General features: G+C 50.9%; 29 protein-coding genes. 15 read left to right on the top strand and 14 right to left on the bottom strand.

From position 1 onward, the window contains the following. The first annotated feature begins 6 nt into the window (after positions 1 to 6). From HV311_RS12375 to HV311_RS12400, 6 genes are all read left to right on the top strand, one after another. Complete coding sequence (locus tag HV311_RS12375; protein ID WP_191221161.1) at positions 7 to 621, top strand: phage baseplate protein; 615 nt, start codon at positions 7 to 9, stop codon at positions 619 to 621. Next, positions 622 to 960 (top strand): phage baseplate plug family protein, encoded by a 339-nt coding sequence (locus tag HV311_RS12380; protein WP_191221162.1) that lies wholly within the window; start codon positions 622 to 624, stop codon positions 958 to 960. It begins immediately after the preceding gene. Next, complete coding sequence (locus tag HV311_RS12385) at positions 961 to 1,236, top strand: HP1 family phage holin (RefSeq protein ID WP_077950427.1); 276 nt, start codon at positions 961 to 963, stop codon at positions 1,234 to 1,236. Between the two features lie 19 nt (positions 1,237 to 1,255). Continuing rightward, positions 1,256 to 1,756: a lysozyme gene (locus HV311_RS12390; RefSeq protein ID WP_191221196.1), complete on the top strand. Its 501-nt coding sequence runs from the start codon at positions 1,256 to 1,258 to the stop codon at positions 1,754 to 1,756. Continuing rightward, on the top strand, positions 1,753 to 2,286 hold the full coding sequence (locus HV311_RS12395) for a DUF2514 family protein (protein ID WP_191221163.1): 534 nt from the start codon (positions 1,753 to 1,755) through the stop codon (positions 2,284 to 2,286). The genes HV311_RS12390 and HV311_RS12395 overlap by 4 nt, the downstream gene beginning before the upstream one ends. Positions 2,287 to 2,608: 322 nt before the next feature. Beyond that, positions 2,609 to 4,012 carry an ISNCY-like element ISKpn21 family transposase gene (locus tag HV311_RS12400; RefSeq protein WP_001567368.1) on the top strand — a complete coding sequence of 468 codons (1,404 nt, stop codon included), beginning with the start codon at positions 2,609 to 2,611 and terminating at the stop codon, positions 4,010 to 4,012. A gap of 28 nt (positions 4,013 to 4,040) precedes the next feature. On the opposite strand, the gene HV311_RS12405 is transcribed toward HV311_RS12400, so the two are convergent. Next, positions 4,041 to 4,673, bottom strand: a complete 633-nt coding sequence (locus HV311_RS12405) for a DUF6904 family protein (RefSeq protein ID WP_001567369.1) — start codon at positions 4,671 to 4,673, stop codon at positions 4,041 to 4,043. A 421-nt stretch (positions 4,674 to 5,094) separates the two neighbouring features. On the opposite strand from HV311_RS12405, the gene tam reads away from it, so the two are divergent. Continuing rightward, on the top strand, positions 5,095 to 5,853 hold the full coding sequence (gene tam / locus HV311_RS12410; protein ID WP_191221164.1) for a trans-aconitate 2-methyltransferase: 759 nt from the start codon (positions 5,095 to 5,097) through the stop codon (positions 5,851 to 5,853). A gap of 131 nt (positions 5,854 to 5,984) precedes the next feature. Next, positions 5,985 to 6,362 (top strand): GFA family protein, encoded by a 378-nt coding sequence (locus tag HV311_RS12415; protein ID WP_016153082.1) that lies wholly within the window; start codon positions 5,985 to 5,987, stop codon positions 6,360 to 6,362. Here the strand turns inward: HV311_RS12415 and HV311_RS12420 are convergent. The 6 genes from HV311_RS12420 to sad all read right to left on the bottom strand — a co-directional run bounded on the left by HV311_RS12420 (position 6,359) and on the right by sad (position 12,499). After that, complete coding sequence (locus HV311_RS12420) at positions 6,359 to 7,273, bottom strand: bestrophin family protein (RefSeq protein ID WP_191221165.1); 915 nt, start codon at positions 7,271 to 7,273, stop codon at positions 6,359 to 6,361. The genes HV311_RS12415 and HV311_RS12420 overlap by 4 nt on opposite strands. A gap of 208 nt (positions 7,274 to 7,481) precedes the next feature. Further along, positions 7,482 to 8,933: a tagaturonate reductase gene (locus HV311_RS12425; protein ID WP_191221166.1), complete on the bottom strand. Its 1,452-nt coding sequence runs from the start codon at positions 8,931 to 8,933 to the stop codon at positions 7,482 to 7,484. 106 nt (positions 8,934 to 9,039) lie between these two features. Beyond that, on the bottom strand, positions 9,040 to 9,567 hold the full coding sequence (locus HV311_RS12430) for a GNAT family N-acetyltransferase (RefSeq protein WP_191221167.1): 528 nt from the start codon (positions 9,565 to 9,567) through the stop codon (positions 9,040 to 9,042). An 81-nt stretch (positions 9,568 to 9,648) separates the two neighbouring features. Next, on the bottom strand, positions 9,649 to 10,008 hold the full coding sequence (locus HV311_RS12435; RefSeq protein WP_016153078.1) for a DUF4186 domain-containing protein: 360 nt from the start codon (positions 10,006 to 10,008) through the stop codon (positions 9,649 to 9,651). Continuing rightward, complete coding sequence (glsB, locus tag HV311_RS12440; protein WP_016153077.1) at positions 10,008 to 10,934, bottom strand: glutaminase B; 927 nt, start codon at positions 10,932 to 10,934, stop codon at positions 10,008 to 10,010. The genes HV311_RS12435 and glsB overlap by 1 nt, the downstream gene beginning before the upstream one ends. Before the next feature lie 176 nt (positions 10,935 to 11,110). Next, positions 11,111 to 12,499, bottom strand: coding sequence for a succinate-semialdehyde dehydrogenase (sad, locus tag HV311_RS12445; RefSeq protein ID WP_029139536.1), 1,389 nt, complete (start codon positions 12,497 to 12,499; stop codon positions 11,111 to 11,113). 102 nt (positions 12,500 to 12,601) lie between these two features. Here sad and ptrR point away from each other — a divergent pair, with 102 nt between their 5' ends. Both ptrR and HV311_RS12455 read left to right on the top strand, forming a co-directional pair. Next, positions 12,602 to 13,477, top strand: a complete 876-nt coding sequence (gene ptrR, locus HV311_RS12450) for a putrescine utilization regulator PtrR (protein ID WP_065554453.1) — start codon at positions 12,602 to 12,604, stop codon at positions 13,475 to 13,477. A 221-nt stretch (positions 13,478 to 13,698) separates the two neighbouring features. Continuing rightward, positions 13,699 to 14,895: a sugar transporter gene (locus HV311_RS12455; protein WP_019076778.1), complete on the top strand. Its 1,197-nt coding sequence runs from the start codon at positions 13,699 to 13,701 to the stop codon at positions 14,893 to 14,895. 35 nt (positions 14,896 to 14,930) lie between these two features. On the opposite strand, the gene HV311_RS12460 is transcribed toward HV311_RS12455, so the two are convergent. Then, positions 14,931 to 15,596, bottom strand: coding sequence for a MarC family NAAT transporter (locus tag HV311_RS12460; RefSeq protein WP_016153073.1), 666 nt, complete (start codon positions 15,594 to 15,596; stop codon positions 14,931 to 14,933). A gap of 257 nt (positions 15,597 to 15,853) precedes the next feature. Here HV311_RS12460 and marR point away from each other — a divergent pair, with 257 nt between their 5' ends. The 3 genes from marR to marB are packed head-to-tail and all read left to right on the top strand — an operon-like array spanning position 15,854 to position 16,939. Next, positions 15,854 to 16,288: a multiple antibiotic resistance transcriptional regulator MarR gene (marR, locus tag HV311_RS12465; RefSeq protein ID WP_016156485.1), complete on the top strand. Its 435-nt coding sequence runs from the start codon at positions 15,854 to 15,856 to the stop codon at positions 16,286 to 16,288. An 18-nt stretch (positions 16,289 to 16,306) separates the two neighbouring features. Further along, the gene (marA, locus tag HV311_RS12470; RefSeq protein WP_003032424.1) at positions 16,307 to 16,690 is read left to right on the top strand and encodes an MDR efflux pump AcrAB transcriptional activator MarA; all 384 of its coding nucleotides are present in this window, start codon (positions 16,307 to 16,309) and stop codon (positions 16,688 to 16,690) included. Between the two features lie 30 nt (positions 16,691 to 16,720). Next, entirely contained in the window at positions 16,721 to 16,939 is a 219-nt protein-coding gene (gene marB / locus HV311_RS12475; protein WP_016153071.1) for a multiple antibiotic resistance protein MarB, read from the top strand. Between the two features lie 30 nt (positions 16,940 to 16,969). On the opposite strand, the gene eamA is transcribed toward marB, so the two are convergent. Then, the gene (gene eamA, locus HV311_RS12480) at positions 16,970 to 17,869 is read right to left on the bottom strand and encodes an O-acetylserine/cysteine exporter (RefSeq protein ID WP_019076776.1); all 900 of its coding nucleotides are present in this window, start codon (positions 17,867 to 17,869) and stop codon (positions 16,970 to 16,972) included. A 198-nt stretch (positions 17,870 to 18,067) separates the two neighbouring features. Here eamA and ydeE point away from each other — a divergent pair, with 198 nt between their 5' ends. Beyond that, positions 18,068 to 19,255 carry an efflux MFS transporter YdeE gene (gene ydeE, locus HV311_RS12485; protein ID WP_191221168.1) on the top strand — a complete coding sequence of 396 codons (1,188 nt, stop codon included), beginning with the start codon at positions 18,068 to 18,070 and terminating at the stop codon, positions 19,253 to 19,255. Between the two features lie 49 nt (positions 19,256 to 19,304). On the opposite strand, the gene urtE is transcribed toward ydeE, so the two are convergent. Genes urtE through urtA form a run of 5 tightly spaced genes read right to left on the bottom strand, consistent with a single transcriptional unit; the run spans position 19,305 to position 24,772 of the window. After that, a complete protein-coding gene (gene urtE, locus HV311_RS12490) occupies positions 19,305 to 20,003 on the bottom strand; it encodes an urea ABC transporter ATP-binding subunit UrtE (protein WP_191221169.1) in 699 nt (232 codons plus the stop codon). Between the two features lie 9 nt (positions 20,004 to 20,012). Then, complete coding sequence (urtD, locus tag HV311_RS12495) at positions 20,013 to 20,810, bottom strand: urea ABC transporter ATP-binding protein UrtD (RefSeq protein WP_191221170.1); 798 nt, start codon at positions 20,808 to 20,810, stop codon at positions 20,013 to 20,015. Next, a complete protein-coding gene (urtC, locus tag HV311_RS12500) occupies positions 20,810 to 21,883 on the bottom strand; it encodes an urea ABC transporter permease subunit UrtC (protein WP_046276388.1) in 1,074 nt (357 codons plus the stop codon). Before urtC ends, urtD begins: the two co-directional genes overlap by 1 nt. Beyond that, positions 21,883 to 23,457: an urea ABC transporter permease subunit UrtB gene (gene urtB / locus HV311_RS12505; protein ID WP_181635613.1), complete on the bottom strand. Its 1,575-nt coding sequence runs from the start codon at positions 23,455 to 23,457 to the stop codon at positions 21,883 to 21,885. Before urtB ends, urtC begins: the two co-directional genes overlap by 1 nt. A gap of 43 nt (positions 23,458 to 23,500) precedes the next feature. Continuing rightward, positions 23,501 to 24,772: an urea ABC transporter substrate-binding protein gene (gene urtA / locus HV311_RS12510; protein ID WP_016156478.1), complete on the bottom strand. Its 1,272-nt coding sequence runs from the start codon at positions 24,770 to 24,772 to the stop codon at positions 23,501 to 23,503. Between the two features lie 486 nt (positions 24,773 to 25,258). On the opposite strand from urtA, the gene mgtS reads away from it, so the two are divergent. Continuing rightward, complete coding sequence (gene mgtS, locus HV311_RS12515; protein ID WP_003032406.1) at positions 25,259 to 25,354, top strand: protein MgtS; 96 nt, start codon at positions 25,259 to 25,261, stop codon at positions 25,352 to 25,354. The last annotated feature ends 300 nt before the right edge of the window (positions 25,355 to 25,654 follow it).

The raw sequence follows: 25,654 nt of genomic DNA on the forward strand, positions 1-25,654 counted from the left end.
GTTTTCATGGCTGACGGTATGGAGGGTGCAATTTCAGCACCACGTGACCAACGCGCAGTTATGGTGTTTGAATCTGGCGTTACAGTGTCACTAAGACTAAAAACCAGAGAAGGGTTTGAAGCGAAACGCACCATAGCTCAGGGGAAAGTTGAAACAGGTTATAAAATCTCTGACGGCACGGTAGACGATCCAAAGGTTGTATCTTTTGAAGGCATCATTACTGGTGCTGATTTCCCTTATACATACGGACTACTTTATACAACGCAAAACATGATTTGGGCGATGAATCAGGCTCAGCAAATCATTGCGGCTTATGAGTTAAAAGAGTTTGTATCAGTTTACACATCGTTTATGGCGATGCCTCAAAGCGTTATCCAATCGCTAAACATCGAAGCCGTACCTAAGAAAAATTGCTACACCATCAAACTGACCGCGCAAAAAGTCGAAACGGTAACATTCCAGCGCTCGCGCAATAAATCAGCACAATCAAAAACTTCCAATCCGGCAGGGAAGGGGACAGTTGCCGCAGGTAAGAAAAGCGCCGCGCCTGTTGATGCTAAAAAGGAACCTCAAAAAGTTTTCGCGCTTGAGAAGATGCGCCGCATGCTGGGAGGCTCTTAAATGCTGCCAGCTTACTACGAAATAAACGTAATCCCATCCATAGCAGACCAGGAATTTACATCGTCTCTGAATGGCACAGTTTTGAACATGCGATTGTTCTATGCGACCACAACAAAACTATGGTGGCTGGAAATATCTGATGCTGACAGGTCGGTTACACTGTCACAAATTTGCTTGCGTCCGGGTGTCTGGCACAGGCTTAGCGGGAAAATACCAGGTTATGCCGGGGCTGGCGCGGTCGGTGTTGCGCGTTTACGTCCTAATGAGCCTTTTGGCGATGTGCATGCTTTTGCTGGCAGTTTTGGCCTTTTCTTTTATGACGAAACGGAGAGTGATTAAGTGAGGATTCTTAGACAAATAAAGGCGGCATTGCCATCTGGAAAACTAGCCGTTGTAGCTGTTTTGTTTATGGCTCTGGTATTTGGTGCATTTAAGTTTTGGGACTGGATTAAATACCGCGTAGGAGTGATTACAGTCGCAATGGCAATGTTATCTCTAAATGAATGGGCGGTATTAACGGGTATTTTCTGCACGATAGGGACTTTTTTTGTCAACTGGTATTACGAGCATAAAAAGTTTTTACGTTCAACAGCCAGAGATATTAATTGTGAATAAAAGCAAACTAAGCGCGGTAATGCTGGCACTTATTGCAGCCGGGGCAAGCACTCCTGTGATGATGGCGCAATTTCAGCATGAAAAAGAAGGTACAAGCCTGACAGCGTATCAGGATAAAAGCCGGGGAATCTGGACTATTTGCGGCGGTGTGACTTACGTTAATGGAAAGCCGGTAATCAAAGGCATGAAATTAACGCGTGAACAGTGCGACAAGATAGATAAAGCTGAACAGGCTAAAGCGCTGGCATGGGTTGATAAAAATGTCCATGTGCCACTAACCGAACCTCAGAAAGTTGGCATTGCATCATTTTGTCCGTGGAATATTGGTCCTGGTAAATGTTTCTCATCAACGTTTTACAGAAAGCTAAATGCCGGGGACAGATTCGGGGCATGTGCAGAAATAAAACGCTGGGTGCATGACGCTGGGCGTGATTGCCGCATCCGTGAGAATAATTGTTACGGTCAGGTTATCCGGCGAGACCAGGAATCTGAATTAACGTGCTGGGGTTTGGACAAATGAAAACCAGATATGCGCTTTTAACTGGTTTATTGGTTGCGTCAGTTTTATACGGGACAGGCTATGTAATTCATCAGCAGGCTTATGACGCTGGAAAACAAGCAGAGCGTAAAGACTGGAAACTTGAATGGTCAAAACGCGATGAAGCTGACAGAACCGCGCAACTGAAACAGGAAAAGGAACAACGTAATGAAGAATTGCGCCGTCAAAAAGAAACACAGGAAATCGTCAATAACGCTGAAAAGGAAAAACAAAAAGCCCTGGCTGATGCCGTTGCTGCTAACCATGCTGCTGACAAGTTGCGCGGAGCAATTGCCAATATCAGGCGTGAACTCGCAGCCAGTGAAACAGGCCGAATTTCCGCAGATGCCGCCAGAAGGCAGACAGCCGCCGAAACCGCAAGTTTGCTTGCCGACCTGTACGAAGAATCTGACCGCCGCGCGGGAGAAATCGCTAAGTATGCTGATGCAGCCGCAAGCGCCGGGAGTGTCTGCGAGCGCACCTATGAAGCAGTAACGCGATCTGTTGAGTGATCGAAACGGATCAATTAATGCCCGTATGTGATTGATAAAAGGGGTGATGAAATGAAAAGGGCGGGGCTGTGATGTTGGTCGCTTGTTTGTAGTTGCATTAGAAGTGAACTACATATACGATGAAAGGCATGGGAGAGAAGGCTTTCTCTGTTTTAACGTAGATTACAAGCGACTTACGCGTTACGCCACGCCATTTAACATAATATACATTATGCGCACTAGCGTTGTAATGGCTCAATAGTAATGTCCGCCTGTGGCTCAATTCAGATGTCCGCGCTATGGTAAGCTTCACTGGTCCGTTTAAACTACCGGGAGGCATATCATGAGCGCAGAAAGCTCAGGAGTGTTTACTTTGAAAGAGATCAACCGGATCAAGATTATACAGGACGTCATTGAACGTCGCATCACAACGCGCCGTGCGGCCGAGCACCTCGGTATCAGCGACAGGCAATGCCGCAGACTTCTTGCCCGTTACCGTGAAGGCGGACCGCTTGGTATGGCCAGCAGACGATGTGGCATGCGTGGTAACCGCCAGTTGCCACCCGGGCTCGCAGATCAGGCTCTGGAACTGATCAAGACGCGTTATGCTGATTTCGGTCCGACTCTGGCGCGTGAAAAGCTCGAAGAACTCCACGGACTGTTTCTTGGCAAAGAAACTGTCCGGCGCATCATGGTGCGGGCTGGCTTATGGGTTCCCCGTAAACAACGTGCCGCAAGGATCCCTCAACCACGGTACCGGCGTCCGTGTACTGGTGAGCTGATACAAATAGATGGCTGTGATCACGACTGGTTTGAAGGCCGTGGCCCGGCCTGCACCGCGCTGGTCTATGTTGATGATGCAACCAGCAAACTGATGGAACTGTTGTTTGTTAAATCGGAGTCCACGTTTTCTTACTTCGAAGCCACGCGGCGCTATATCGATAAGCATGGTAAACCGCTGGCACTGTACAGCGATAAAGCCGGTGTTTTTCGTGTTAACAATAAACACGCCACAGGCGGAGACGGGCATACTCAGTTTGGGCGAGCCATGCATGAACTGAACATCCAGACTATCTGTGCAGAAACCAGTCCCGCCAAAGGGCGTGTAGAACGAGCTCACCTCACTTTACAGGATCGTCTGGTCAAAGAGCTGCGGTTACAGGGCATTTGTTCAATGGAGGCTGCAAATGACTTCGCTGAGGCCTATATGGCTGACTATAACCGCCGTTTTGGCAAAGTACCGCGACATGATTTTGACGTACACCGTGCTGTAGAACATGATGAGGACCTGGGGCTTATTTTCACTGTTCGTGAAAAACGTAAAGTCTCAAAATCGTTGACGATACAATATGATAAAATGTTGTACCTGATTGAAGACAGCGAACTGAGTCGCCGTGCAATAGGTAAATATATCGATGTGTATCACTATCCTGATGGCAGAAAAGAGCTGCGCCTGAACGGTACGCTACTTCCCTACTCTACCTACGACCGACTGTCAGAAATCGACCAGGGCGCGATTGTCGATAACAAGCGTCTTGGCCGAACCCTGGAGTTTATCAGTCTGGTGCAGAGCAAGCGGGATAACACGCGCTCTCAGTCAATTCCCGCTGGAGATGGCCCTTCCCGACGACGGCCAAAGCAGGAAGGGAAGAAATCCCAGCGCTCACTGGATAATGATGACATGCTCGAAGCACTCAAACAGCTTCAGTCACGTTCAGAGGACATTTTTGGTAAAAGAGCCCGCTGATGGTACTCACTGGCCGGACAGTGGTTGCTCACCAGTTGATATTGTCCGGCCAGACCCATGATGTATTATTCATTTCGTTCAGCATCTTTATGTCCTGCTTTTCACGGGCATACTTACCCCATAATGAATGAAAAGAACGAACAATACTGATTAACTGCTTTTTTCTTTGCTCCGGAGATAGGCTGATAAAATAGCAGCACCTGCTGTCAATATTATCCTCAATGAAATTAAAATCAGAGTCTGATGCATATTTTACTGTTAGCATAATATCATTCGACGTTGTTCTCTCAGACTCTGTTAATGCTGATTCTATCAGGTATTCAAAGGCATACATGACAGACAGCTGGTTTTTGTCTGTCTGAATATAACCCATTGAGTTTCTGAGTATTGAGGACTGTACCAGGACCAGAGGCCATAAAAGCTCAACACCATAAAGCTTATATGTATCATGTTGATCATACTGATGTTGCTCAACACGACGATTACCTTCCCGTGCTTTACGAATATCATAGGCAAGGGATAACATAAATCCGTCTTTAACTTTAATCAGTGGGCTTTCATCCACGATGTAATGAATGAGTTCATGTAATTCATTCAGGGCTTCTGAATCTCCCCACAGTATAAAACCTGCATTGTTCGGCGTTAACTCGTATCGAAGCATGGGCTCAATCATCCTGTTGTTTCAGTCGGAGGAAAGTCTATCAGTAAAGAGAATGAGAGATCAAAGTGGTCATTTTAATTGAGCTGGATAACGGACATTTCAATTGAGCCTTGACAAGCGTTGAGTAAGGTAGAATCTGATGCTTTATGGTAATCCTTGTGCTGCTCGATAATGATGGCCAAACCTCTTTTCAAATGCCGTTACCAGCGCTAACCATTTTCGACCTGCGCCACATCACTCACTGAACATCAAAATTGATAACTGTAGTTCACGCAGGCAAACCACAGACATGCCAATCTGTCTTCCTGGCATATTTCTGCCCTTATCCTTCATTATCATATAATCTTCTAAATGAAATGGCTCACCGGCAAGGACTTATGCGGTCCTTTCTGCCTTTTTCTCTCATACTGGAGATTCATTCATGGCTGACTGGAACCCTTCGCTTTATCTGCAATATGAAACTGAACGTTCAAGACCCGCAGCGGAATTACTCAACAGAGTGGCGTTAGAGAGTGTTCGTTCAGTTGTTGATCTTGGCTGTGGTCCGGGAAACAGCACGGCATTACTGCTTCAGCGCTGGCCTTCGGCTGTAATAACCGGGGTTGATTCCTCACCCGCCATGCTGAATGAAGCGCGCAACGCATTACCGCAATGCCATTTTATTGAAGCGGATATCAGTCAGTTCCAGCCCGAGCATCCTGTGGATCTGCTTTACGCAAATGCGTCTTTACAATGGGTACCCGATCACTATGAACTATTGCCGAACCTGGTATCGCTGCTGGGTCGCAACGGCGTTCTGGCCGTGCAAATGCCGGATAACTGGCTGGAACCCACGCATGTTCTGATGCGCGAAGTGGCTTATGAACAGGGTTTCCCGGACCGGGGCCGTGCGCCACTTCCTGGCGTACATGCCTACTATGATATTTTGACCGAAACTGGCTGTGAGGTGGATATCTGGCGCACCACGTATTATCACATTATGGATTCTCATCAAGCAATTATCGACTGGGTAAGTTCTACAGGCCTGCGCCCCTGGTTGCAGGATTTGAGAGAAAGCCAGCAACGTCAGTATCTGGCGCGCTACCACGAACTACTTCAGGAGCAATATCCACTGCAGGAAAATGGCAAAATTTTACTGGCATTTCCCCGATTGTTTATTGTTGCGCAACGCAATAATTAAGCATTTATCATCAGATAGATCACAGGAATAGAGGATCGCCTATGAGCGCCCTCGCCTTTTTAACATAAGGATCTAGTGACAATGCGAGGCATCTGCTAGTGTCTTGCCACGTGTTTCCGACGGGAGTTGTTATGTCTAAAGTCTACATTGGTGGGTGTCTTTGTGGTTCGATCCGCTTCACGGCCAGCAGTCCTAATAATTCCCATACCTGCTCCTGCGATATATGCCGGAAACATACGGGCGCACCGACCGTCGTCTGGATTGAGTTTGATGCAGAAAATGTAGAATGGACGGGAAAAGCCGGAAAACCGACAACCTGGCGCTCATCAGAAACGAGTTGTCGAGCCTTTTGCCCTCAGTGCGGCAGTTCCGTGGGCGCTATTGATGATGCCCCGGTAATTGCACTTTTAGCCGGGGCTTTTGATGACCCTAACGATGAAGACCTGGCGCCAGAGTTTCATTCGTTTTCCGATATGCAGCCAGCCTGGTGGCAAAACGAACGTAACTAAGTTAGTTGGTAATGCCTATCAGGCATGTGTTTTGCTGGCACATTTGTTTCATCGTTCATCTGCAGCAAATCGATTTCGATCGCATTGCAAATCGCATCCAGCGGCAGATCATTGTTCTCTGTGCCAAACGGATCTTCAAGCTCTTCTGCAAGCGTGTCGAGCGAGATAAATGTATAGGAAATAAGCACCGAGATAAACGGTGTCATGTAGTGCAGATCCACCACTAACGCGAATGGCAGCATGATACAAAACAGGTATACCGTGCGATGAAGGATCAAAGTATAAGCAAACGGGACCGGTGTATTCGCAATCCGCTCACAACCAGCCAGTACCGCAGACATATCGTTTAACCTATTGTTTAAACTATGAAATAATATGTCTGACAGTTGCTCATCACGCCTGCGCACGGCCAACCACTCTCCCATTAACAACAAAATGCGGTTTGCTGGAGATTGTGAGGCAAATACCGTCTGCAGATCTTTCTCGCTGAGGTACTTCGCCAACGGCTCTGCCTGTGGCTTTCGACGTAAAGTCATGCGTAAACAGTGGGCAAACGCGATTTGCAGACGAACAAACTGCCCTAATTCGGCGTCGTCCGGTAAGGTGGTTTTTACCTCACGCAGTAGCGATCGGGAAGCAATCATCAACTGCCCCCACAGGTGTCGGGCCTCAACGTAACGTGAATAACAGGCGTTATTGCGAAAACCTAAAAAGATTGCAATCGCCACGCCGAGAATGCTGAATGGCGCCAGGGTGAATTTGATTCCCAGCATCGTATACCACGGAAGCATGATAATAACGGCGATGGAGAGCAGGAAGTTCAGCAACAGTCGTGAAAAGATTTTGGATAATACTGACCCATGCCAGACGAATATCAGGCGTAGCCAGTGTTGTTGGGGGCGAACGATCATGGTTTTCTTCGGGAAAATGTGAAATCCATCACATTAGACGCGATCATGATCAATGTTGCAAGTTAATCGCAACATTAACTAAACAACTGTTGCTCTGCCAGAACCACCGCGCACCGGAGTTACAGAACGGTGAAGTCATTAATAAATAATAGTATGTTGTAACTAAAGAATGTTCTATAAAAAACCCGGCCTGAGCCGGGTTGTCTTCTTAGCACAATGGCTTAACGGCTTCACGCATGCCTTTGGCCAGAATGGTATCCAGATCGGCTGAAACCTGCTCCACGAGTCCGGAAACCTGAGTCAGATCCTGTTCCCAGTGTTCTTTAACGCCCAGTACCGATTTGACTAACTCTTCGGTGCTTATCTGGCGGTCATGATGCTGGGACCACAGCTGTTGAAAACGTGCCACCCAGTGCGCATCATCCTGGACCGGATAAGCCTCACCGTTACGCTCTCCACGATAGAAAGCAATCAGCGCGGCAAACGCAAACGTCAGGCGCGCTGGCAGTTTACCGCTGGCCTGTTGCCCTGCCAGCAGCTGCGGCAAAATACGGGTACGGAATTTAGTCATGCCATTCAGGGCAATCGACAGCAACTGATGCTTGATGTACGGATTGCAGAATCGACCGGTCACCGCACTGGCGAAAGACGCCAGCTCATCGCGGGGTAAATCCAGTACCGGAATGATCTCTTCATAAATTGCTTTTTCAACGAAGGCGCAAATCTCTGCGTCATTCATCGCCTCCCCCACGGTGTCCAGCCCTGCCTGCCAGGCAACGGGAACCAGTGCGGTGTGTGCGCCATTGAGAATCGCCACTTTCCGTTCTTTGTACGGTTTGATGTCATCAACAATCAGGACATTGAGCGGATATTTATCCAGACGCAGTTCTGCAGCTAATGACTTCGGTCCCTGAATAACGAACAGATAGAAGTGTTCTGCAGTGTCGAGGAAGGCATCGTGATAGCCCAACTCAGCTTCCAGTTTCTCCACTTCGTCACGCGGATAACCGGTAACAATGCGGTCCACCAGCGTGGAGCAAAATGCGTTGGCCTGATCCAGCCACTGAATAAATGCCTCCGGCAGCGCCCACTCCTGAGCGTAGCGCAGGACCAGTTCACGCAGCGCATCACCATTGTAATCAATCAGTTCGCAAGGAATGATAATCCAGCCTTTATCGGACGCGCCATTAAAATGGCTGAAGCGTTCGAACAACAGTCGGGTCAGTTTAGCCGGATAACTCACCGCCGGTGCATCCTCAAACTTATCGCCCGCGTGGTAGCTGATGCCCGCTTCAGTCGTGTTGGAGAACACAAAACGCATATCTGGATTATGCGCCAACTTCAGGAACTCATCGTATTCGCTATAGACGCTGATTTCGCGGTTAACCGAACGGATCAAACGGGCATCGCTTACGGCCTCGCCCTTCTCATTCAAACCACGAATGATGGTGGTATAGAGACCATCCTGCGTACTCAGCGATGGCGGGAAGGTACTTTCGATGGGACGAACAATGACTACACCAGCGTTCAGATCGGTATGTTCGTTCAGCAAATCGACTTGCCAGTCAACAAAGGCGCGCAGGAAGTTTCCTTCACCAAACTGAATAATGCGTTCAGGATACTGAGCACCGGGGAAATCGCGACGATTTAGTGTTTGCACAATGGGTTCCCTTTTTAATTAGTCATACAACCTGATTGAATTGGTCCAATAGGTTAGCAAACTTTAATACATTGAAACCCTGTTTTGATCAATCCCCGGCGACAAATTAGAGAGTTTTGTAGAAAAGTGTGGTCCCGGTCAGCTTCCCGTCAGGCATTTTTGCATAGTCCGGTATCACCCCTACTTTTTGCCATCCACAATTGTGGTAGAACAACTCAGCGCCACTGCCCGTCGCTGTATCAAGCACCAGCAGCGTTTTCCCTCCCTGACGCGCGCAGTTTTCGGGTTCGTTCATCAACGTCCGGGCAACACCACCGCGCCGCGCTGAGGGGTGAACCAGCAGCTTGGCGACATCAGCACGATGAGGTTGGTTTTCGGGTTGATCGATAATGAGCTGGACGGTACCGACAAGCATCCCCTGTGCGTTCTGCGTACCCAGAACAATCCTTTCTCCACGGTCAACGCTTTGCGCGACACTTATCCAGAAAGGCCGTGATTTATCACCACTAAAAGGGAGCATAAAGCTGACAGAGGCGCCATCATTGACGCATGTTTCAAGGATGTCGCTGAATTCATCGATTCTCGACAGAATCTGGGCCGCGCTCAGCACAAAGCAGGATTTACAGGAAGCCATTTTTTTCTCCTTAGAATGACCCCTTCATACTGCTTTTAACAATTGCACAACACAAGGAGTCATATCATAGGATTATGTTATCTATGGCTTGTTCATCTGGATCACTAGCCAGTGGTAGATAACCGTGACAACGTAACGCTGCTGTTCATCGTTTAACGCCACACCCTGAGGGATATCATGCCATTTCGCCAGACATCCCCGACAACAGGTCGCCGTGGCATGTTGAGCGATAAATACCGGATGCCCGCGCATGGGTGTCTGCTTACCGTCATTGGCAGGAAACGCGGGCGCCAGCCGTTTGGCAATAAAATCCGTGGCGTGTTGTTCGATAACCGGCGCGCCTTTATCCAGACAATACTGCCTTTCTTTCTGGCCAAGGCGAAATCGCGAGCGAAACGTTGATTTCGCCAGCCGGGCAAAAAGAGGATCGAGCGTGTTCATCAGTAAACCGAGCGCCCCAGTTGTTGCGTTAATTGCTCCAGCACGGCGATACCCGCCAGCGAATTTCCCGCCGCATCCAGTTCCGGACTCCAGACGGCAATCGCCATCTCGTGAGGCACGATAGCCACGATACCGCCCCCCACACCAGATTTCGCCGGTAAGCCCACTCGCCAGGCAAATTCCCCTGCGTTCTGATACATGCCACTGGTCGCCATCAGCGCGTTGATCTGCCGGGCTTGCATAGGCGTAACCACCGGCTCTGCAAGATGAAAAGCATGTCCCTGATTCGCCAGAAAGACGAACGTGCGCGCCAGCTCCACACAGCTCATTTTCAGTGCGCAGTAGTGAAAGTAATTTTGCAAAACGGTGGTCACGTCATGGTGAAAATTGCCAAAGGACTTCATTAACCAGGCAATAGCCGCGTTACGCGCCGAGTGCTCAAACTCAGAACGCGCCACCGTCGCATCATAGGCGATATCCGAAACGCCGCTTAGCGCCCGTACCACTTCCAGCATCCGTTGACGCGGTGCGCTCAGACGTCCTTGCAGCATATCGCAAACCACCAGCGCCCCGGCGTTGATAAAGGGATTGCGTGGGATCCCTTGCTCCATTTCCAGCTGCACCAGGGAATTAAAAGGATGCCCGGAAGGATCCTTGCCGACGCGTTGCCAGATCTCATCTTCCTGATAGTGACGCATCGCCACGACCAGACTGAGCACCTTTGAAATTGACTGAATAGAAAAGCGCTCTTGCGCATCCCCCGCCTGATAGTGCTGTCCATCGACGGTGCAAATAGCAATACCCAGTTTTGAACCGTCGACAGAAGCTAAGGCAGGAATGTAATCAGCGACTTTACCCTGACCAATCAGCGGACGAACCTGCTGCACAATGGTCTCTAAAATTGAATTGTCCATGGCCCTGGCCACAACATGCTCCTTGCTCGCAGGTATGAAAGGCCTGCGAGTATAACAGAGCTGAATACGCAGCGTCAGGCCGGAAGGCGGAATCTGCCCACGGTCTGCATGAGCGGGTGAGATTCATGCCGTAGACAGAAACATTGCAGAATTTAAGGCCGGTGCCCCCGTTGGAGGCACCCACACCATCAGAGGCGGTTTTTCCAGACGGTCTGTACATTACAAAACTCATGCAGACCAAAGTGTGAAAGCTCGCGGCCAAAACCACTTTTCTTCACGCCGCCAAATGCAACGCGGGCATCGCTGGCGCTGTAACCATTGATAAATACGCCCCCACACTCCAGGCGTGACGCCATCTTCTGCGCCAGAGCTTCATCCGCGGTGAACACCGTGGCTGATAAGCCGAAATCACTGTCATTAGCCAGCGCTAAGGCATGTTCCGCATTCTTTGCAACGGTAATCGCTGCAACCGGGCCAAACAGCTCCTGACGAAAAGCCGTCATCTCCGGGGTGACATCACCCAGAACCGTCACGGCATAGTAATTGCCCTGACCCGCGATTTTTTCCCCGCCGAGAAGTAGCCTCGCGCCTTCGGCAAGGGAGGCTTCGACCTGCTGATGCAGCTCATCGCGCAGATCAAATCTTGCCATCGGACCCAGATCGTTTTCTTCGTTCAGCGGGTCGCCCATTTTGAGCGCGCTCGCGGCCGCCACAAAACGAGCCGTAAATTCTGCCGCAATTCCTTCTTCGATAATAAAGCGCTTTGCTGCCGCACAAACCTGTCCGGTGTTCTGATAACGACCGGCGACCGCCGCCTTAACGGCCAGATCGAGGTCAGCATCATTAAGGACAATAAACGGATCGGAACCCCCCAGTTCAAGCACGCATTTTTTCAGCGCCGCCCCCGCCTGAGCACCAATCGCCGCACCAGCTCGAACGCTGCCCGTCACCGTTACCGCCGCGATACGCGGGTCATTGATCATCTGACTTACCCCGGCGTTATCGGCATTCACCCAACCGTAAACACCCGCGGGAACGCCCGCATCAGCAAAAACCTGCGCGATAATCGCAGCACAGCCGGTTACGTTTGGTGCATGCTTTAACAGATAGCCATTTCCGGCCAGCAGAATTGGAATGGCGCCGCGAAGTACCTGCCAGAGCGGGAAGTTCCACGGCATGATCGCCAGAATAGTTCCAACGGGGCGATACTCAATCACCGCCTGGTTGTTCTCCACCAGCGTAGGTTCCGGGTTGAGCATCGCCGGTCCATGTTCGGCGTACCAGTCACACAATGCGGCTGATTTGGCAACTTCACCACGCGCCTGCTTGATGGGTTTCCCCATTTCACGTGAGATACACTGCGCCATCTCTTCGGCGCGATGACGCAGAGCCTGCCCGATATGGCGCAGCGTTTGCGCACGGTGCTCAACGGCAGTGTGTTTCCATTCGCGGTAGCCATTCGCGGCAAGGCTCAGCGCATGTGCAATCTCTTCAGTACTGGCCCACGGCATTGCCGCCAACCTTTCACCGTTGGTAGGGTTAACGGAAATCGCATGTGTTGCTGCTGTGATAGTCATAAGTGCCTCTCTTTATCGCAGGGTATGGTCATATCATGCGCATATTTACTCTTTCTGAAAAATGAATAATATTAACCACACCATTCACGAACAGAGAATATTATGGATCTGACGCAACTGGAAATGTTCAACGCCGTCGCGGAGACAGGCAGTATTACGCAGGCCGCCGCGAAGGTGCATCGCGTGCCATCCAATCTCACCACCCGTATTCGCCAGCTTGAAGCCGACCTTGGCGTCGATCTGTTTATTCGTGAAAATCAGCGTTTGCGGCTTTCCCCGTCCGGGCACAATTTTTTACGCTACAGCCAGCGGATCCTCGCCCTGGTTGACGAGGCGAGAATGGTCGTCGCCGGCGATGAACCGCAGGGGTTGTTCTCTCTTGGCTCGCTCGAGAGTACTGCCGCTGTGCGGATCCCTGCCACGCTGGCTGAATACAATCAGCGTTACCCCAAAATTCAGTTTGCGCTGGCGACAGGTCCTTCAGGCACGATGCTGGACGGCGTGCTCGACGGGACGCTGAACGCCGCCTTTGTCGACGGCCCAATTACTCATCCAGGTCTTGACGGAATGCCGGTCTACCGTGAAGAGATGATGATAGTCACTCCGCACGGTCATCCCCCTATCCAGCGGGCCAGCGACGTTAACGGTTGCAGCATTTACGCCTTTCGCGCCAACTGTTCCTATCGTCGCCATTTTGAAAGCTGGTTTCATGCCGATCGCGCAATGCCCGGCACCATTCATGAAATGGAGTCGTATCACGGCATGCTGGCTTGCGTCATTGCCGGTGCGGGTATCGCGCTGATCCCGCGTTCGATGCTGGAGAGCATGCCAGGACACCATCAGGTCCACGCCTGGCCGCTAAGCGAAAACTGGCGCTGGCTGAATACGTGGCTGGTCTGGCGCAGAGGCGCAATGACAAGGCAACTGGAAGCGTTTATTGAGGTATTGAACCCTCAGTTGTCGAAAAGCACGGAATAATTCGCGATTCTCAAACAACGCCATAAATAGCGTTCCGGGTGAATTCTCACGCCCGGAATTTCATTAATAATGAAACAGTTAAAATTACGCGAAATGTTCGGCAGTCAATTTTGCCACCCAGTCAATGAAATGAGATCTGTATCACGAAATGATTGTATTTTAGCCAGCAAAAGTTTTAAGATCGTGGCCTTACCTTTTCGCAGCTAATCCACCTAATTGATATGACAACAGACACTGTTTCCCGCAAGGTCGCGTGGCTTCGGGTAGTTACGCTTGCCATTGCCGGTTTTATTTTCAATACCACTGAGTTTGTCCCTGTCGGTTTGTTATCCGACATCGCACAAAGTTTTAATATGCAGACCGCTCAGGTCGGGATCATGCTGACGATCTACGCCTGGGTTGTCGCCCTGATGTCGCTGCCTTTCATGCTGCTTACCAGCCAGGTAGAACGCCGCAAACTTCTGATCTGCCTGTTTGTCGTTTTTATCGCCAGCCACGTTCTCTCTTTCCTGGCATGGAATTTTACCGTGCTGGTGATCAGTCGTATCGGTATTGCTTTTGCCCACGCTATTTTCTGGTCGATCACCGCATCGCTGGCGATTCGCCTGGCTCCTGCCGGGAAACGCGCGCAGGCTCTCAGCCTGATTGCGACCGGCACCGCGCTGGCGATGGTGCTAGGCCTGCCTATCGGGCGCATCGTTGGCCAGTATTTTGGCTGGCGTACTACCTTCTTCGCCATCGGTATGGGGGCGTTAGTCACCCTACTTTGCTTGATTAAGCTCCTGCCAAAATTACCCAGTGAGCATTCCGGTTCATTAAAAAGCCTGCCGGTTTTATTCCGCCGTCCGGCATTGATGAGCCTGTATCTGCTGACGGTGATTGTGGTCACCGCGCATTACACGGCCTACAGCTATATCGAACCGTTTGTACAGACCGTCGCCGGGCTGAGCGCAAACTTTGCCACCGTGCTGCTGCTGGTTCTGGGTGGCGCGGGTATTGTCGGTAGCGTCATTTTTGGCAAGCTGGGTAACCAACATGCTTCCGTATTGATTAGTAGCGCCATTGCCCTGCTGACGGTGTGCCTGGTGCTGTTACTGCCCGCAGCGGACAGCGAAATGCATCTGGCCGTCCTGAGTATATTCTGGGGCATCGCCATTATGTTGATAGGCCTGGGTATGCAGGTGAAAGTGCTGGCGCTGGCCCCGGATGCCACCGACGTCGCAATGGCCCTTTTCTCTGGTATCTTTAATATCGGGATAGGCGCTGGCGCGCTGGTGGGAAATCAGGTGAGTCTGCACTGGTCAATGTCTACGATTGGTTACGTAGGTGCAGTGCCTGCGGTTGTGGCGTTCATATGGTCGGTGATTATCTTCCGTAAATGGCCAGTATCACTGGAAGAGCAGCCTCAGCATTCATAAAAGCGTGCCCGGTAGACAATACCGGGCACGTTGTTTTAAGCGTAAGTTTTAATGATTTCCAGCACGCCGTTAATAATAAACTGCACGCCCATACATACCAGCAGGAAGCCCATCAGTCGGGAGATCGCCTCAATACCGCCTTTACCGACCAGGCGCATAATTCCGCCAGAACTGCGCAAACAGCCCCACAGGATAACCCCGACCACCGCAAAAATAATCGGCGGTGCGACCATTATCACCCAGTCCGGAAACTCAGCCCCATGACGCACGGTGGACGCCGAACTGATGATCATTGCAATCGTACCCGGACCCGCGGTGCTTGGCATGGCCAGCGGAACAAATGCAATATTCGCCGTCGGTTCATCTTCCAGTTCTTCTGATTTGCTTCTCGCTTCCGGAGAGTCATGTGCCTTCTGCTGTGGAAACAACATTCGAAAGCCGATAAACGCAACGATTAACCCACCCGCGATACGTAACCCGGGAATCGAAATCCCGAAGGTATTCATCACCAGCTGTCCGGCATAATACGCCACCATCATGATGGCAAACACGTAAACGGACGCCATGAGTGACTGACGGTTACGCTCTGCGCTGTTCATGTTGCCGGCAAGGCCGAGGAACAACGCCACGGTGGTTAACGGGTTTGCCAACGGTAACAGGACTACCAGCCCCAGTCCTATTGCTTTAAACAAGTCCATCATAATGTCATCTTTCCTGTGCGTTAATCGTCAACGGCAAGTATACGGTGAAATCCGGGAGATAAGCCATTTTCGCGGTGTAAGGATTCATTTTTCATCCGCACGTATAAGCCATAATTTTCAAACCGTTAAAATTCCACTCGCCAGAAATTGAGTCTGATGATTTAGCAAAACGTGGCATTTGCTGACCCATTCATTTGACTTATATTTGCCTAAGCAATAATATCAGCCGTGACTAACTACTTGCCAGGGCAACCATTGTGAAAAGCACCAGTGATCTGTTTAACGAAATCATCCCACTGGGTCGTTTGATCTACATGGTTAATCAGAAAAAAGATCGTTTGCTAAACGACTATCTGTCACCGCTGGATATCACGGCATCACAGTTCAAGGTGCTCTGCTCCATCCGTTGCGCGGTGTGTATTACCCCTGTCGAATTGAAAAAAGTGCTGTCTGTCGATCTCGGCGCCCTGACGCGGATGCTGGACAGGCTGGCCTGTAAGGGCTGGATAGAAAGGCTTCCGAATCCACATGACAAGCGAGGCGTGCTGGTGAAACTCACCGAGCATGGCGCGGCAATTTGCGAGCAGTGTCATCAATTAGTAGGGCAAGACCTGCACCAGGAACTAACAAAAAACTTAACGGCGGATGAAGTGACCACGCTTGAGCATTTGCTGAAGAAAATCCTGCCGTAAACAGAAAGAGGTATGACGATGTCCAGACGCAATACTGACACAATCACTATTCATAGCATTTTGGACTGGATCGAAAATAACCTTGAATCGCCGCTCTCGCTGGAAAAGGTGTCAGAGCGTTCAGGTTACTCCAAATGGCACCTGCAACGGATGTTTAAAAAAGAAACCGGTCATTCACTGGGTCAATACATCCGTAGCCGTAAAATGACTGAAATAGCGCAAAAATTAAAAGAGAGTAACGAGCCGATCCTTTATCTGGCGGAGCGTTACGGCTTTGAGTCCCAGCAAACGCTGACCCGGACATTCAAAAACTATTTTGATGTTCCGCCGCATAAATACCGTATGACGAATATGCACGGCGAATCACGCTATTTGCTGCCACTCAATCAATGTAATTGCTAATCGCCAGTTAACGACGTAACCGAGGAAATCATGAAACTTCTGTCTTATGCGATGCTGGCCCTGCTGTATGTTGTTTCGGGCCAGAGCATGGCGGAACAGACCGCGCAACCTGCCACACAAAACAGTCGTGACGCGATGATTATGCCGCCTGCGCACGATCGGTCCCCGTTCGATTTTAATCATATGGGTGCAGGCAGCGACAAATCCGACGAATTAGGTGTGCCTTATTACAATATGCGCAACCTGTAATTTTTTTGCCCCGTCACTGCGGGGCTTTTTTTACCCTCTCGCCTGCGCAGTCTTACGCAACCGAAAGCCAAACACATTAATGTACAATCCTGCCATGATCAGCAGCGCACCGAGCAGTTGTAATCCGGTAAGCGTTTCATCCAGCAGCACGGCCGCGCTCGCCAGTCCAACAACCGGCACCAACAGCGACAACGGCGCGACACGCCAGGTTTCATAACGCCCGAGTAAAGATCCCCAGATGCCATAACCCACAATGGTCGCCACAAACGCCAGATAAACCAGTGACAGAATGGTAGTCATATCTATCGTCACCAGACTTTGGATAATTTGCGTTGGGCCATCGAGAAGTATTGAGGCGAGGAAGAATGGGACAACAGGAATCAACGCACTCCATACCACCAACGACATCACCGCCGGGCGTGACGTATGCTGCATGATTTTTTTATTAAAGATATTACCGCTGGCCCAGCTTAGTGCCGCCGCCAGCGTCAGCATAAAACCGAGCATGCCGACATGCTGTCCGTTCAGACTGGCCTCAATCAGCACCAGCACGCCAAATATGGCCAGCGCAATCCCTACCCGTTGTTTACCTTGCAAACGTTCACCAAAGGCGAATGCCCCCAGAATGATGGTGAAAAACGCCTGAGCCTGTAATACCAGAGAAGCTAACCCGGCAGGCATACCGAATTTGATGGCGCTAAAGAGAAACGCGAACTGCCCAAAACTGATGGTCAGCCCATAGCCGAGCAGCAGTGAAAGCGGAATTTTCGGCCGGGCAACAAAGAAAATCGCCGGAAATGCCACCAGTAAAAAACGCAACCCAGCCAGCATTAAGGGTGGCATATTGTGTAGCCCCACTTTGATGACGACAAAGTTCAGCCCCCAAACCACAACGACCAGTAACGCTAATAACCCGTCTTTACGCGACATACCACCGCCCCTGCGAATATTAAATTTTTGTAAACAAATTAAAGTAACGGAAATCGTTGTGCCGTAACAGATCATTAATTCAGGTAGGCCACACAGGGCATTTTCGGACAACTTATTGAGTGTACATCACACTTTTAGCATGCTATTTGTTTCTGATATCTAAAAAAAACATAACAACATGCATTGTCGGGCAGGAAAATGAATATCTCTCTGAGAAGGTCCACTCTCGCGTTACTCGCGTCATCATTGTTATTAACGATTGGGCGTGGCGCCACGCTGCCCTTTATGACGATCTACCTCAGCCGACAGTACAATCTGAGCGTCGACCTGATCGGTTATGCGATGACGGTCGCACTGACCATTGGCGTCGTGTTCAGCCTTGGCTTTGGTATTCTGGCCGACAAGTTTGATAAAAAACGCTATATGCTGCTGGCTATCTGCGGCTTTGCCTCTGGCTTTATTGCTATTCCACTGGTGCATAACGTAGTGGTAGTGGTTTTGCTCTTTGCCCTGATCAACTGCGCCTACTCCGTCTTCGCCACGGTGCTGAAAGCCTGGTTTGCCGATAATCTCTCGGCGACCAACAAGACTAAAATTTTCTCGCTTAACTATACCGTGCTGAACATCGGCTGGACTGTAGGCCCACCGCTGGGCACGCTACTGGTGATGCAAAGCATTAACCTGCCGTTCTGGCTCGCTGCTGCATGTTCAGCACTCCCTCTGGTGTTTATCCAGACCTGGGTAAAACGTTCACCGGCAGCATCAGAAGGTTTGAACGCCGCAGTTTGGTCCCCCTCGGTACTGCTGCGCGACAGAGCATTATTCTGGTTTACGCTGTCAGCATTTTTGGCGTCATTCGTTGGTGGTGCCTTTGCGTCCTGTATTTCGCAATACGTTATGGTGGTTGCAGACGGCGATTTTGCCGAGAAAGTGGTGGCAGTCGTCCTGCCTGTTAACGCCGCCATTGTGGTATCACTGCAATATGCCCTCGGGCGCAGGCTCACCGCCACCAATATCCGCCCGCTAATGACTGTAGGCACGCTGTTCTTTGTGGTCGGTCTGGTTGGCTTCACCTTCTCCGGCAACAACCTGGTGTTATGGGGCATTTCTGCGGCCTTTTTCACTATCGGCGAAGTCATTTACGCACCGGGTGAATACATGCTCATCGACAACATCGCGCCTGCAGGAATGAAAGCCAGCTATTTTTCCGCCCAGTCGTTAGGCTGGTTGGGCGCAGCGGTAAACCCATTAGTCAGCGGCGTCATTTTAACCACATTGCCGCCGTGGTCGCTGTTTGTGGCGCTGATGGTGGCGATCGTTCTTGCCTGGGCGCTAATGATAAAAGGCATGCGCGCCAAACCCTGGGGCCAGACGGCGGCCTGCTAATTCTGCTAATGATGATCGCGACAGAGCCAAAGCCCCTCTGTCGCGAATCTCAAATGGCGACCAGCCCTCGAACGCCGTCGGACTCCATATTTTTACCGTCACCGCTTTGAATAATGCTGCCTCGCGACATGAGTAAGTATTTGTCGGCCAGTTGCTGCGCAAAATCATAGAACTGTTCCACCAGCAAAATGGCCATGTCACCCCGGTGCGCCAGTTGAGAAATCACCTGCCCAATTTCTTTAATCACCGACGGCTGGATCCCCTCCGTGGGCTCATCGAGGATCAACAACTGCGGGCGACTGGCCAGCGCTCGTCCAATCGCCAGTTGCTGCTGTTGCCCGCCGGACAAATCTCCGCCCCGCCGATGTTTCATCTCCTGTAGCACTGGAAAGAGCGCATAGATATCATCCGGCACACGTCTGGCCTCCTGTGCTGAAAAACGGGAAAGGCCGAGCAGCAGGTTCTCTTCTACCGTCAGACGCGGGAAAATATCGCGACCCTGTGGTACATACGCCACACCGGCCCTGACCCGCTGATGCGGCTTCCAGTGAGTGACATTTTTCTCCTGCCAGAACACACTCCCGCTGCGGGCAGGAATAAGCCCCATCAGACACTTCAGAAGCGTCGTTTTCCCCACGCCGTTACGCCCCAGCAGACATGTCACCTCGCCGATACGCGCCTCAAAGTTCACACCTCGCAGAATATGGCTGCCACCATAATATTGATTCAGTTCTTTCACCTGCAGCATCTGTGCTCCTTAACGCCCGAGATAAACTTCAATAACCTGCTCGTTGGCCTGCACTTCGCGCAGACTTCCCTGAGCCAGAACGCGTCCCTGGTGTAAGACCGTGACGCGATCGGCAATGGTTTCGACAAATCCCATATCGTGCTCAACAACCATCAGCGAATGCTTCCCGGCAAGCTTACGAAACAGCTCCGCAGTGTATTCCGTCTCCGCATCCGTCATGCCCGCCGCGGGTTCATCCAGCAGCAGTAAATGCGGCTCCTGTACCAACAGCATGCCAATTTCGAGAAACTGTTTTTGCCCGTGAGAAAGCAGCCCGGCGCGGCGGGCCCGCTCGTTGCCCAGCCGCAACAGCGCCAGTATTTCATCTATACGATCCCGTTGTTCGCCGGTGAGGTGCGCCCGTAAAGAGCCCCAGACAGATTTATCGCTTTTCAGCGCCAGCTCCAGATTCTCCTCCACCGTTAACGCTTTAAATACCGTGGGTTTCTGAAACTTCCGTCCAATTCCCTGACGTGCAATAGCGATGGGATCCAGCGTTGTTAAATCGGTCGACTGATCGTATATCGCCCGACCACTTTGCGGCCTGGTTTTGCCGGTAATAACATCCATTAGCGTCGTTTTTCCGGCACCGTTGGGACCAATGATGCAACGCAGCTCCCCAACGCCAATATTGAGCGTGAGATCCGTTAACGCCTGGAAGCCATCGAAGTTAACGTTAATTTTTTCCAACTGGAGCACCGGGTCCGTTTGGTTGCGAAACCGATCGCCTGGCATCTGGCGAGTAAAAAGCCCTTCATCTGGCTCCATTATTTGTCTCCCTTGCGAAACAGACCCATCACACCACGAGGTAAAAACAACGTAACGCCAATAAAGATCAGGCCAAGAAACAGTTGCCAGTATTCCGGCATAATGACGGTAAACAGGCTTTTAGCGCCGTTCACCAGTACGGCGCCAAATACCGGGCCAATCAGGGTTCCACGCCCGCCGAGGGCAACCCAAATCGCCGCTTCTATCGAGTTGGTCGGCGACATTTCGCTGGGGTTAATGATTCCCACCTGCGGAACATACAACGCCCCCGCCAGGCCACACAGCACGGCGGAAAGCGTCCACACCAGCAGCTTGAAACCTTTCGGATCGTAACCACAGAACATCAGTCGGTTCTCGGCGTCGCGCACGGCAGTGAGAATTCGACCAAACTTACTGCGGGCCAGCGCCAGTCCCAGCCATATTGCCAGCACCAGCAGCATGACCGTCGCCAGAAACAGTGCGATACGGGTTGAGGTCGCGGTTACCGGAAATCCCAGAATGGTGGTAAAACCGGTAAAACCGTTATTTCCCCCAAAGCCGGTTTCGTTGCGGAAAAACAGTAACATTCCGGCGAAAGTCAGGGCCTGAGTCATGATGGAGAAATAGACCCCTTTGATTTTTGAACGGAAGGCAAACCAGCCAAATACCAGCGCCAGCAGGCCCGGCACCAACACAACCAACAACATCGCCCAGATAAAATGTTGCGTTCCCCACCAAAACCAGGGCAGCTCGGTCCACGACAGAAACGACATAAAGGCCGGTAATCCTTCGCCGGAAGCCTGGCGCATCAGGTACATTCCCATCGCATATCCCCCCAGCGCAAAGAAAATACCGTGGCCCAGCGAGAGCATTCCCGCATAGCCCCACACCAGATCCAGCGCCACAGCCACAATGGCATAGCAGAGAATTTTCCCGGCCAGAGTCAATGTCCACACCGATATGGCCAGCGGATGATCCGCAGGTAACAGCGCCAGAAACGGCAGAATAATCAGCGCCAGCAGTAAACCCAGCCCCAGGATGCGTGTCGCGCGCGGCGCTTTACGCGCCAGCGTTAATGTCATTGGCATCGTCATCAGTCAATAACCCTCCCTTTCAACGCGAACAGCCCCTGAGGACGTTTCTGAATAAACAAAATAATCAGCACCAGAATCATAATCTTACCGAGAACCGCTCCCACCTGTGGCTCAAGAATTTTGTTGAAGATCCCAAGCCCAAACGCAGCGGCTACACTCCCCGCGAGTTGTCCCACGCCGCCCAGCACCACCACCAGAAACGAATCGATAATGTAGCTTTGCCCCAGCTCCGGTCCTACGTTGCCTAACTGCGAGAGCGCGACGCCCCCCAGTCCGGCAATCCCTGAACCAAGACCAAAGGCCAGCATATCCACACGTCCGGTAGGTACGCCGCAGCAAGCCGCCATATTGCGATTTTGCGTCACCGCACGTACGCGCAGCCCGAGACGGGTTTTATTCAACAACAGCCAGGTGAAGAACAGCACCAGAATGGCAAAGCCAAGCACCACAATTCGGTTCCACGGCAAAATCAGATTGGCATAAACCTGAATGCCCCCGGAAAGCCAATCCGGATTAGCGACTTCAAGGTTTTGCGCGCCGAAGGACATACGCACCAACTGGATAAGCATCAGACTGATCCCCCACGTTGCCAGCAGGGTTTCGAGCGGACGCCCGTATAAATGGCGGATCACTCCGCGCTCGAGTAGCATTCCAACCCCAGCGGTAAGCAAAAAGGCGACCGGAAGCGCAATAACAGGATACCAGGCCAACCATTGCGGGAAAAACTGGCCCATCAGCTGTTGCACCATCCAGGTACCGTAAGCGCCGAGCATTAACATCTCACCATGCGCCATATTAATGACGCCAAGTAAGCCGTAGGTTATCGCCAGACCCAATGCCGCCAGCAGCAAAATGGAACCCAGCGACAATCCCATAAATGCCTGTCCAAGAAGATCGCCAACCTTCATGCGATGCGCGATGGAATTCAGGCTTTCGTCAGCGGCAGCACGAACGCGGGCATCAGGTTCATGTTCAGCATGGGTGAATGGCTGCAGGCGCGCCTGGGTTTCAGGATCGTTCGACGCCCCTAGCAGTTCGATTGCCTGACGTCTGATCTCAGGCGAAGTACTGGTCAGTTGCAGGTTTGCCAGTGCAATAGCCAGTAAAGATTTCACGCCAGCATCGGGCTCCTGGGCCAGTCGTTGCTGCAAAAACGGCAGCATCCCCGGCTGGGCCTCACGCTGTAATGTACGCGCTGCCCCGCTCCTTTGCGTGACACTGTCACTTAAGAGCTGGTGGACGGCCAAGGTTCCGGCAACCAGATTACGCAGGCGGTTAGTCAGGCGGATTTTTTTTAGCTCGCCGTTCGGACCTGCCGCCGTTCCTAGCGGTTGTACGTGCGACCCGTTCATGATGAACGCGTTTTTCGCGTTATCTGTCAGCAGGTTCTCGTCACTCAGCGCTTTGAGCACCGGCAAGCGTTGAACATCGGGTTTTACCGACCATTGTTCTAGCAAGGCGGCCTGCTGAGTCCGGTTGGCGGCGGTAAAGGTATCGGCATCTGCGGCCTGCGCTATCCACGGCAAAAGCCACGTCAGCAACAACACACCACGAATAAAGCGCATGGCTTTCATGAGCATTCTCCAAAGCGTTGCCCTCCCGCAGGAGGGCGTAAGATCAGTTGCTGGCGGTTTTAACGGGCTGTTCAGATTTTTTATCATTACCGGCGATATACGGACTCCACGGCTGGGCGCGAACCGGCGCTTCGGTTTGCCACACCACGTTAAACTGGCCGTTGCCTTCAATCTCGCCAATCATGACGGGTTTATGCAGGTGATGGTTGGTCGCATCCATGGTCAGGGTAAATCCTGATGGTGCTGCGAATGATTGTCCTGCCATAGCCGCCCGGACTTTATCCACATCGGTAGTTCCGGCTTTTTCTACTGCCTGCGCCCACATATGCAGGCCAACATAAGTGGCTTCCATAGGGTCGTTGGTCACCACCGAATCAGCATTCGGCAGCTTATGCGCTTTGGCATACGCCCGGTAATCCGCGACGAACTTCTTATTGGCCGCATTATCTACGGACTCAAAGTAGTTCCACGCAGCCAGGTTGCCCACCAGCGGTTTAGTATCGATACCGCGCAACTCCTCCTCACCCACAGAGAATGCCACCACCGGTACATCCGTGGCTTTCAGGCCCTGGTTCGCTAACTCTTTATAGAATGGAACGTTAGAATCCCCGTTGATGGTCGATACCACCGCCGTTTTTCCCCCTGCGGCGAATTTTTTAATACTGGCAACAATGGTCTGGTAATCGCTGTGTCCGAATGGGGTATACACCTCTTCGATGTCTTTATCGGCCACGCCTTTCGAATGCAAAAAGGCGCGTAAAATTTTGTTAGTCGTACGCGGATAGACATAGTCCGTACCCAGCAGGTAGAAGCGCTTAGCGCTGCCGCCGTCCTCACTCATCAGATACTCAACCGCCGGGATCGCCTGCTGATTAGGCGCAGCGCCGGTATAGAAGACGTTAGGCGACATCTCCTCACCTTCATATTGCACCGGGTAAAACAGCAGACCGTTCAATTCTTCAAATACCGGTAAAACCGATTTACGCGAAACCGATGTCCAGCAGCCGAAAACCGCCGCTACCTTGTCCTGGCTCAGTAACTGACGTGCTTTTTCAGCAAATAACGGCCAGTTCGAAGCCGGGTCAACCACCACCGGTTCCAGCTTTTTGCCCAATACACCGCCCTGCGCATTGATTTCATTAATAGTCATCAACGCCACATCTTTCAGCGGCGTTTCGGAAATAGCCATGGTGCCGGATAACGAATGCATGATGCCAACCTTAATAGTGTCGGCCGCCTGAACGCTAAAACTCATTCCCATTGCGACAACAGAGGCGGAAAGCGCAAAAGCTTTTAAAAATGTACGACGCTGCATAGTTTCACTCCTGAAATTAGTCTTGTTGAAAGCTCCGGTGCAGCCGGGCAGACAAAACGGTGCAAATTAAGGGTATTCAGAAGTGATAAGGCAAAAACGATGCCAGATATTTAAACATCATATAAAATCAATGAGTTAGAATTTTAGGCACAAAAATCAGTATTAAATTTTGCCGCCAGAAGGATTAATCGCGTGAAAGATTGAACCACAATGAGACAACTCTGCATTATAAACGTGCAACAATCTGTGTCTGTCACACACGGTCATAACCGCGTGCCCCGGTATAAAAACATGGTTATTTGTTCGCAGATAACCGTGCCTTGTCACTATTATTTATTTTTCCCGACGTAATCACGTCAAAATTTTACTTTTCCGCCGAAATAATCACACAGTTCAGCCTTTGTTTAAGATTGAATTGCTACTATAGTCATAAGCGAGGTGAACTTAAGGTAAGAGAGGAAACTCACAAATAAAGGAGCATTTACTATGCTGGGTAATATGAATATTTTTATGGCTGTTCTGGGAATTATTTTATTTTCCGGTTTCCTGGCCGCGTATTTTAGCCACAGATGGGATGATTGATGAACGGAGATAGTCCTGAACCGACCCGGCCCCTTGCTGCGTAGCTGCACAAGGGGCCATTTTTTTACCTGAATTCCCCCTCCCGGCACCTTTTCCCTGATGTACAGATAAAAAAAACCGCCGGATAAACCAGCGGTAAATGCTTGCATGGATAGATTTGTGTTTTGCTTTTATACGCTACCTGGCAATTCCCTGCGAAGATAACGGATAGTTGGCTAATCTATCATCGACAACCCCAATGAACGTTAAACGAAACGTAACTACCTTCTATAAGTGATGTTGGCCGCTAATGAGATTCTT

Source organism: Citrobacter sp. RHBSTW-00881, assembly GCF_013728515.1.
Lineage (GTDB): Bacteria > Pseudomonadota > Gammaproteobacteria > Enterobacterales > Enterobacteriaceae > Citrobacter > Citrobacter braakii.

Bases quoted from the DNA above. Each gene is read 5' to 3' on its own strand.
- HV311_RS12375 (WP_191221161.1), top strand. From the start codon at position 7: ATGGCTGACGGTATGGAGGGTGCAATTTCAGCACCACGTGACCAACGC.
- HV311_RS12380 (WP_191221162.1), top strand. From the start codon at position 622: ATGCTGCCAGCTTACTACGAAATAAACGTAATCCCATCCATAGCAGAC.
- HV311_RS12390 (WP_191221196.1), top strand. From the start codon at position 1,256: ATGCTGGCACTTATTGCAGCCGGGGCAAGCACTCCTGTGATGATGGCG.
- HV311_RS12395 (WP_191221163.1), top strand. From the start codon at position 1,753: ATGAAAACCAGATATGCGCTTTTAACTGGTTTATTGGTTGCGTCAGTT.
- HV311_RS12400 (WP_001567368.1), top strand. From the start codon at position 2,609: ATGAGCGCAGAAAGCTCAGGAGTGTTTACTTTGAAAGAGATCAACCGG.
- HV311_RS12405 (WP_001567369.1), bottom strand. From the start codon at position 4,673: ATGCTTCGATACGAGTTAACGCCGAACAATGCAGGTTTTATACTGTGG.
- tam (WP_191221164.1), top strand. From the start codon at position 5,095: ATGGCTGACTGGAACCCTTCGCTTTATCTGCAATATGAAACTGAACGT.
- HV311_RS12415 (WP_016153082.1), top strand. From the start codon at position 5,985: ATGTCTAAAGTCTACATTGGTGGGTGTCTTTGTGGTTCGATCCGCTTC.
- HV311_RS12420 (WP_191221165.1), bottom strand. From the start codon at position 7,273: ATGATCGTTCGCCCCCAACAACACTGGCTACGCCTGATATTCGTCTGG.
- HV311_RS12430 (WP_191221167.1), bottom strand. From the start codon at position 9,567: ATGGCTTCCTGTAAATCCTGCTTTGTGCTGAGCGCGGCCCAGATTCTG.
- HV311_RS12435 (WP_016153078.1), bottom strand. From the start codon at position 10,008: ATGAACACGCTCGATCCTCTTTTTGCCCGGCTGGCGAAATCAACGTTT.
- sad (WP_029139536.1), bottom strand. From the start codon at position 12,499: ATGACTATCACAGCAGCAACACATGCGATTTCCGTTAACCCTACCAAC.
- ptrR (WP_065554453.1), top strand. From the start codon at position 12,602: ATGGATCTGACGCAACTGGAAATGTTCAACGCCGTCGCGGAGACAGGC.
- HV311_RS12455 (WP_019076778.1), top strand. From the start codon at position 13,699: ATGACAACAGACACTGTTTCCCGCAAGGTCGCGTGGCTTCGGGTAGTT.
- HV311_RS12460 (WP_016153073.1), bottom strand. From the start codon at position 15,596: ATGATGGACTTGTTTAAAGCAATAGGACTGGGGCTGGTAGTCCTGTTA.
- marA (WP_003032424.1), top strand. From the start codon at position 16,307: ATGTCCAGACGCAATACTGACACAATCACTATTCATAGCATTTTGGAC.
- marB (WP_016153071.1), top strand. From the start codon at position 16,721: ATGAAACTTCTGTCTTATGCGATGCTGGCCCTGCTGTATGTTGTTTCG.
- eamA (WP_019076776.1), bottom strand. From the start codon at position 17,869: ATGTCGCGTAAAGACGGGTTATTAGCGTTACTGGTCGTTGTGGTTTGG.
- ydeE (WP_191221168.1), top strand. From the start codon at position 18,068: ATGAATATCTCTCTGAGAAGGTCCACTCTCGCGTTACTCGCGTCATCA.
- urtE (WP_191221169.1), bottom strand. From the start codon at position 20,003: ATGCTGCAGGTGAAAGAACTGAATCAATATTATGGTGGCAGCCATATT.
- urtD (WP_191221170.1), bottom strand. From the start codon at position 20,810: ATGGAGCCAGATGAAGGGCTTTTTACTCGCCAGATGCCAGGCGATCGG.
- urtC (WP_046276388.1), bottom strand. From the start codon at position 21,883: ATGACGATGCCAATGACATTAACGCTGGCGCGTAAAGCGCCGCGCGCG.
- urtB (WP_181635613.1), bottom strand. From the start codon at position 23,457: ATGAAAGCCATGCGCTTTATTCGTGGTGTGTTGTTGCTGACGTGGCTT.
- urtA (WP_016156478.1), bottom strand. From the start codon at position 24,772: ATGCAGCGTCGTACATTTTTAAAAGCTTTTGCGCTTTCCGCCTCTGTT.
- mgtS (WP_003032406.1), top strand. From the start codon at position 25,259: ATGCTGGGTAATATGAATATTTTTATGGCTGTTCTGGGAATTATTTTA.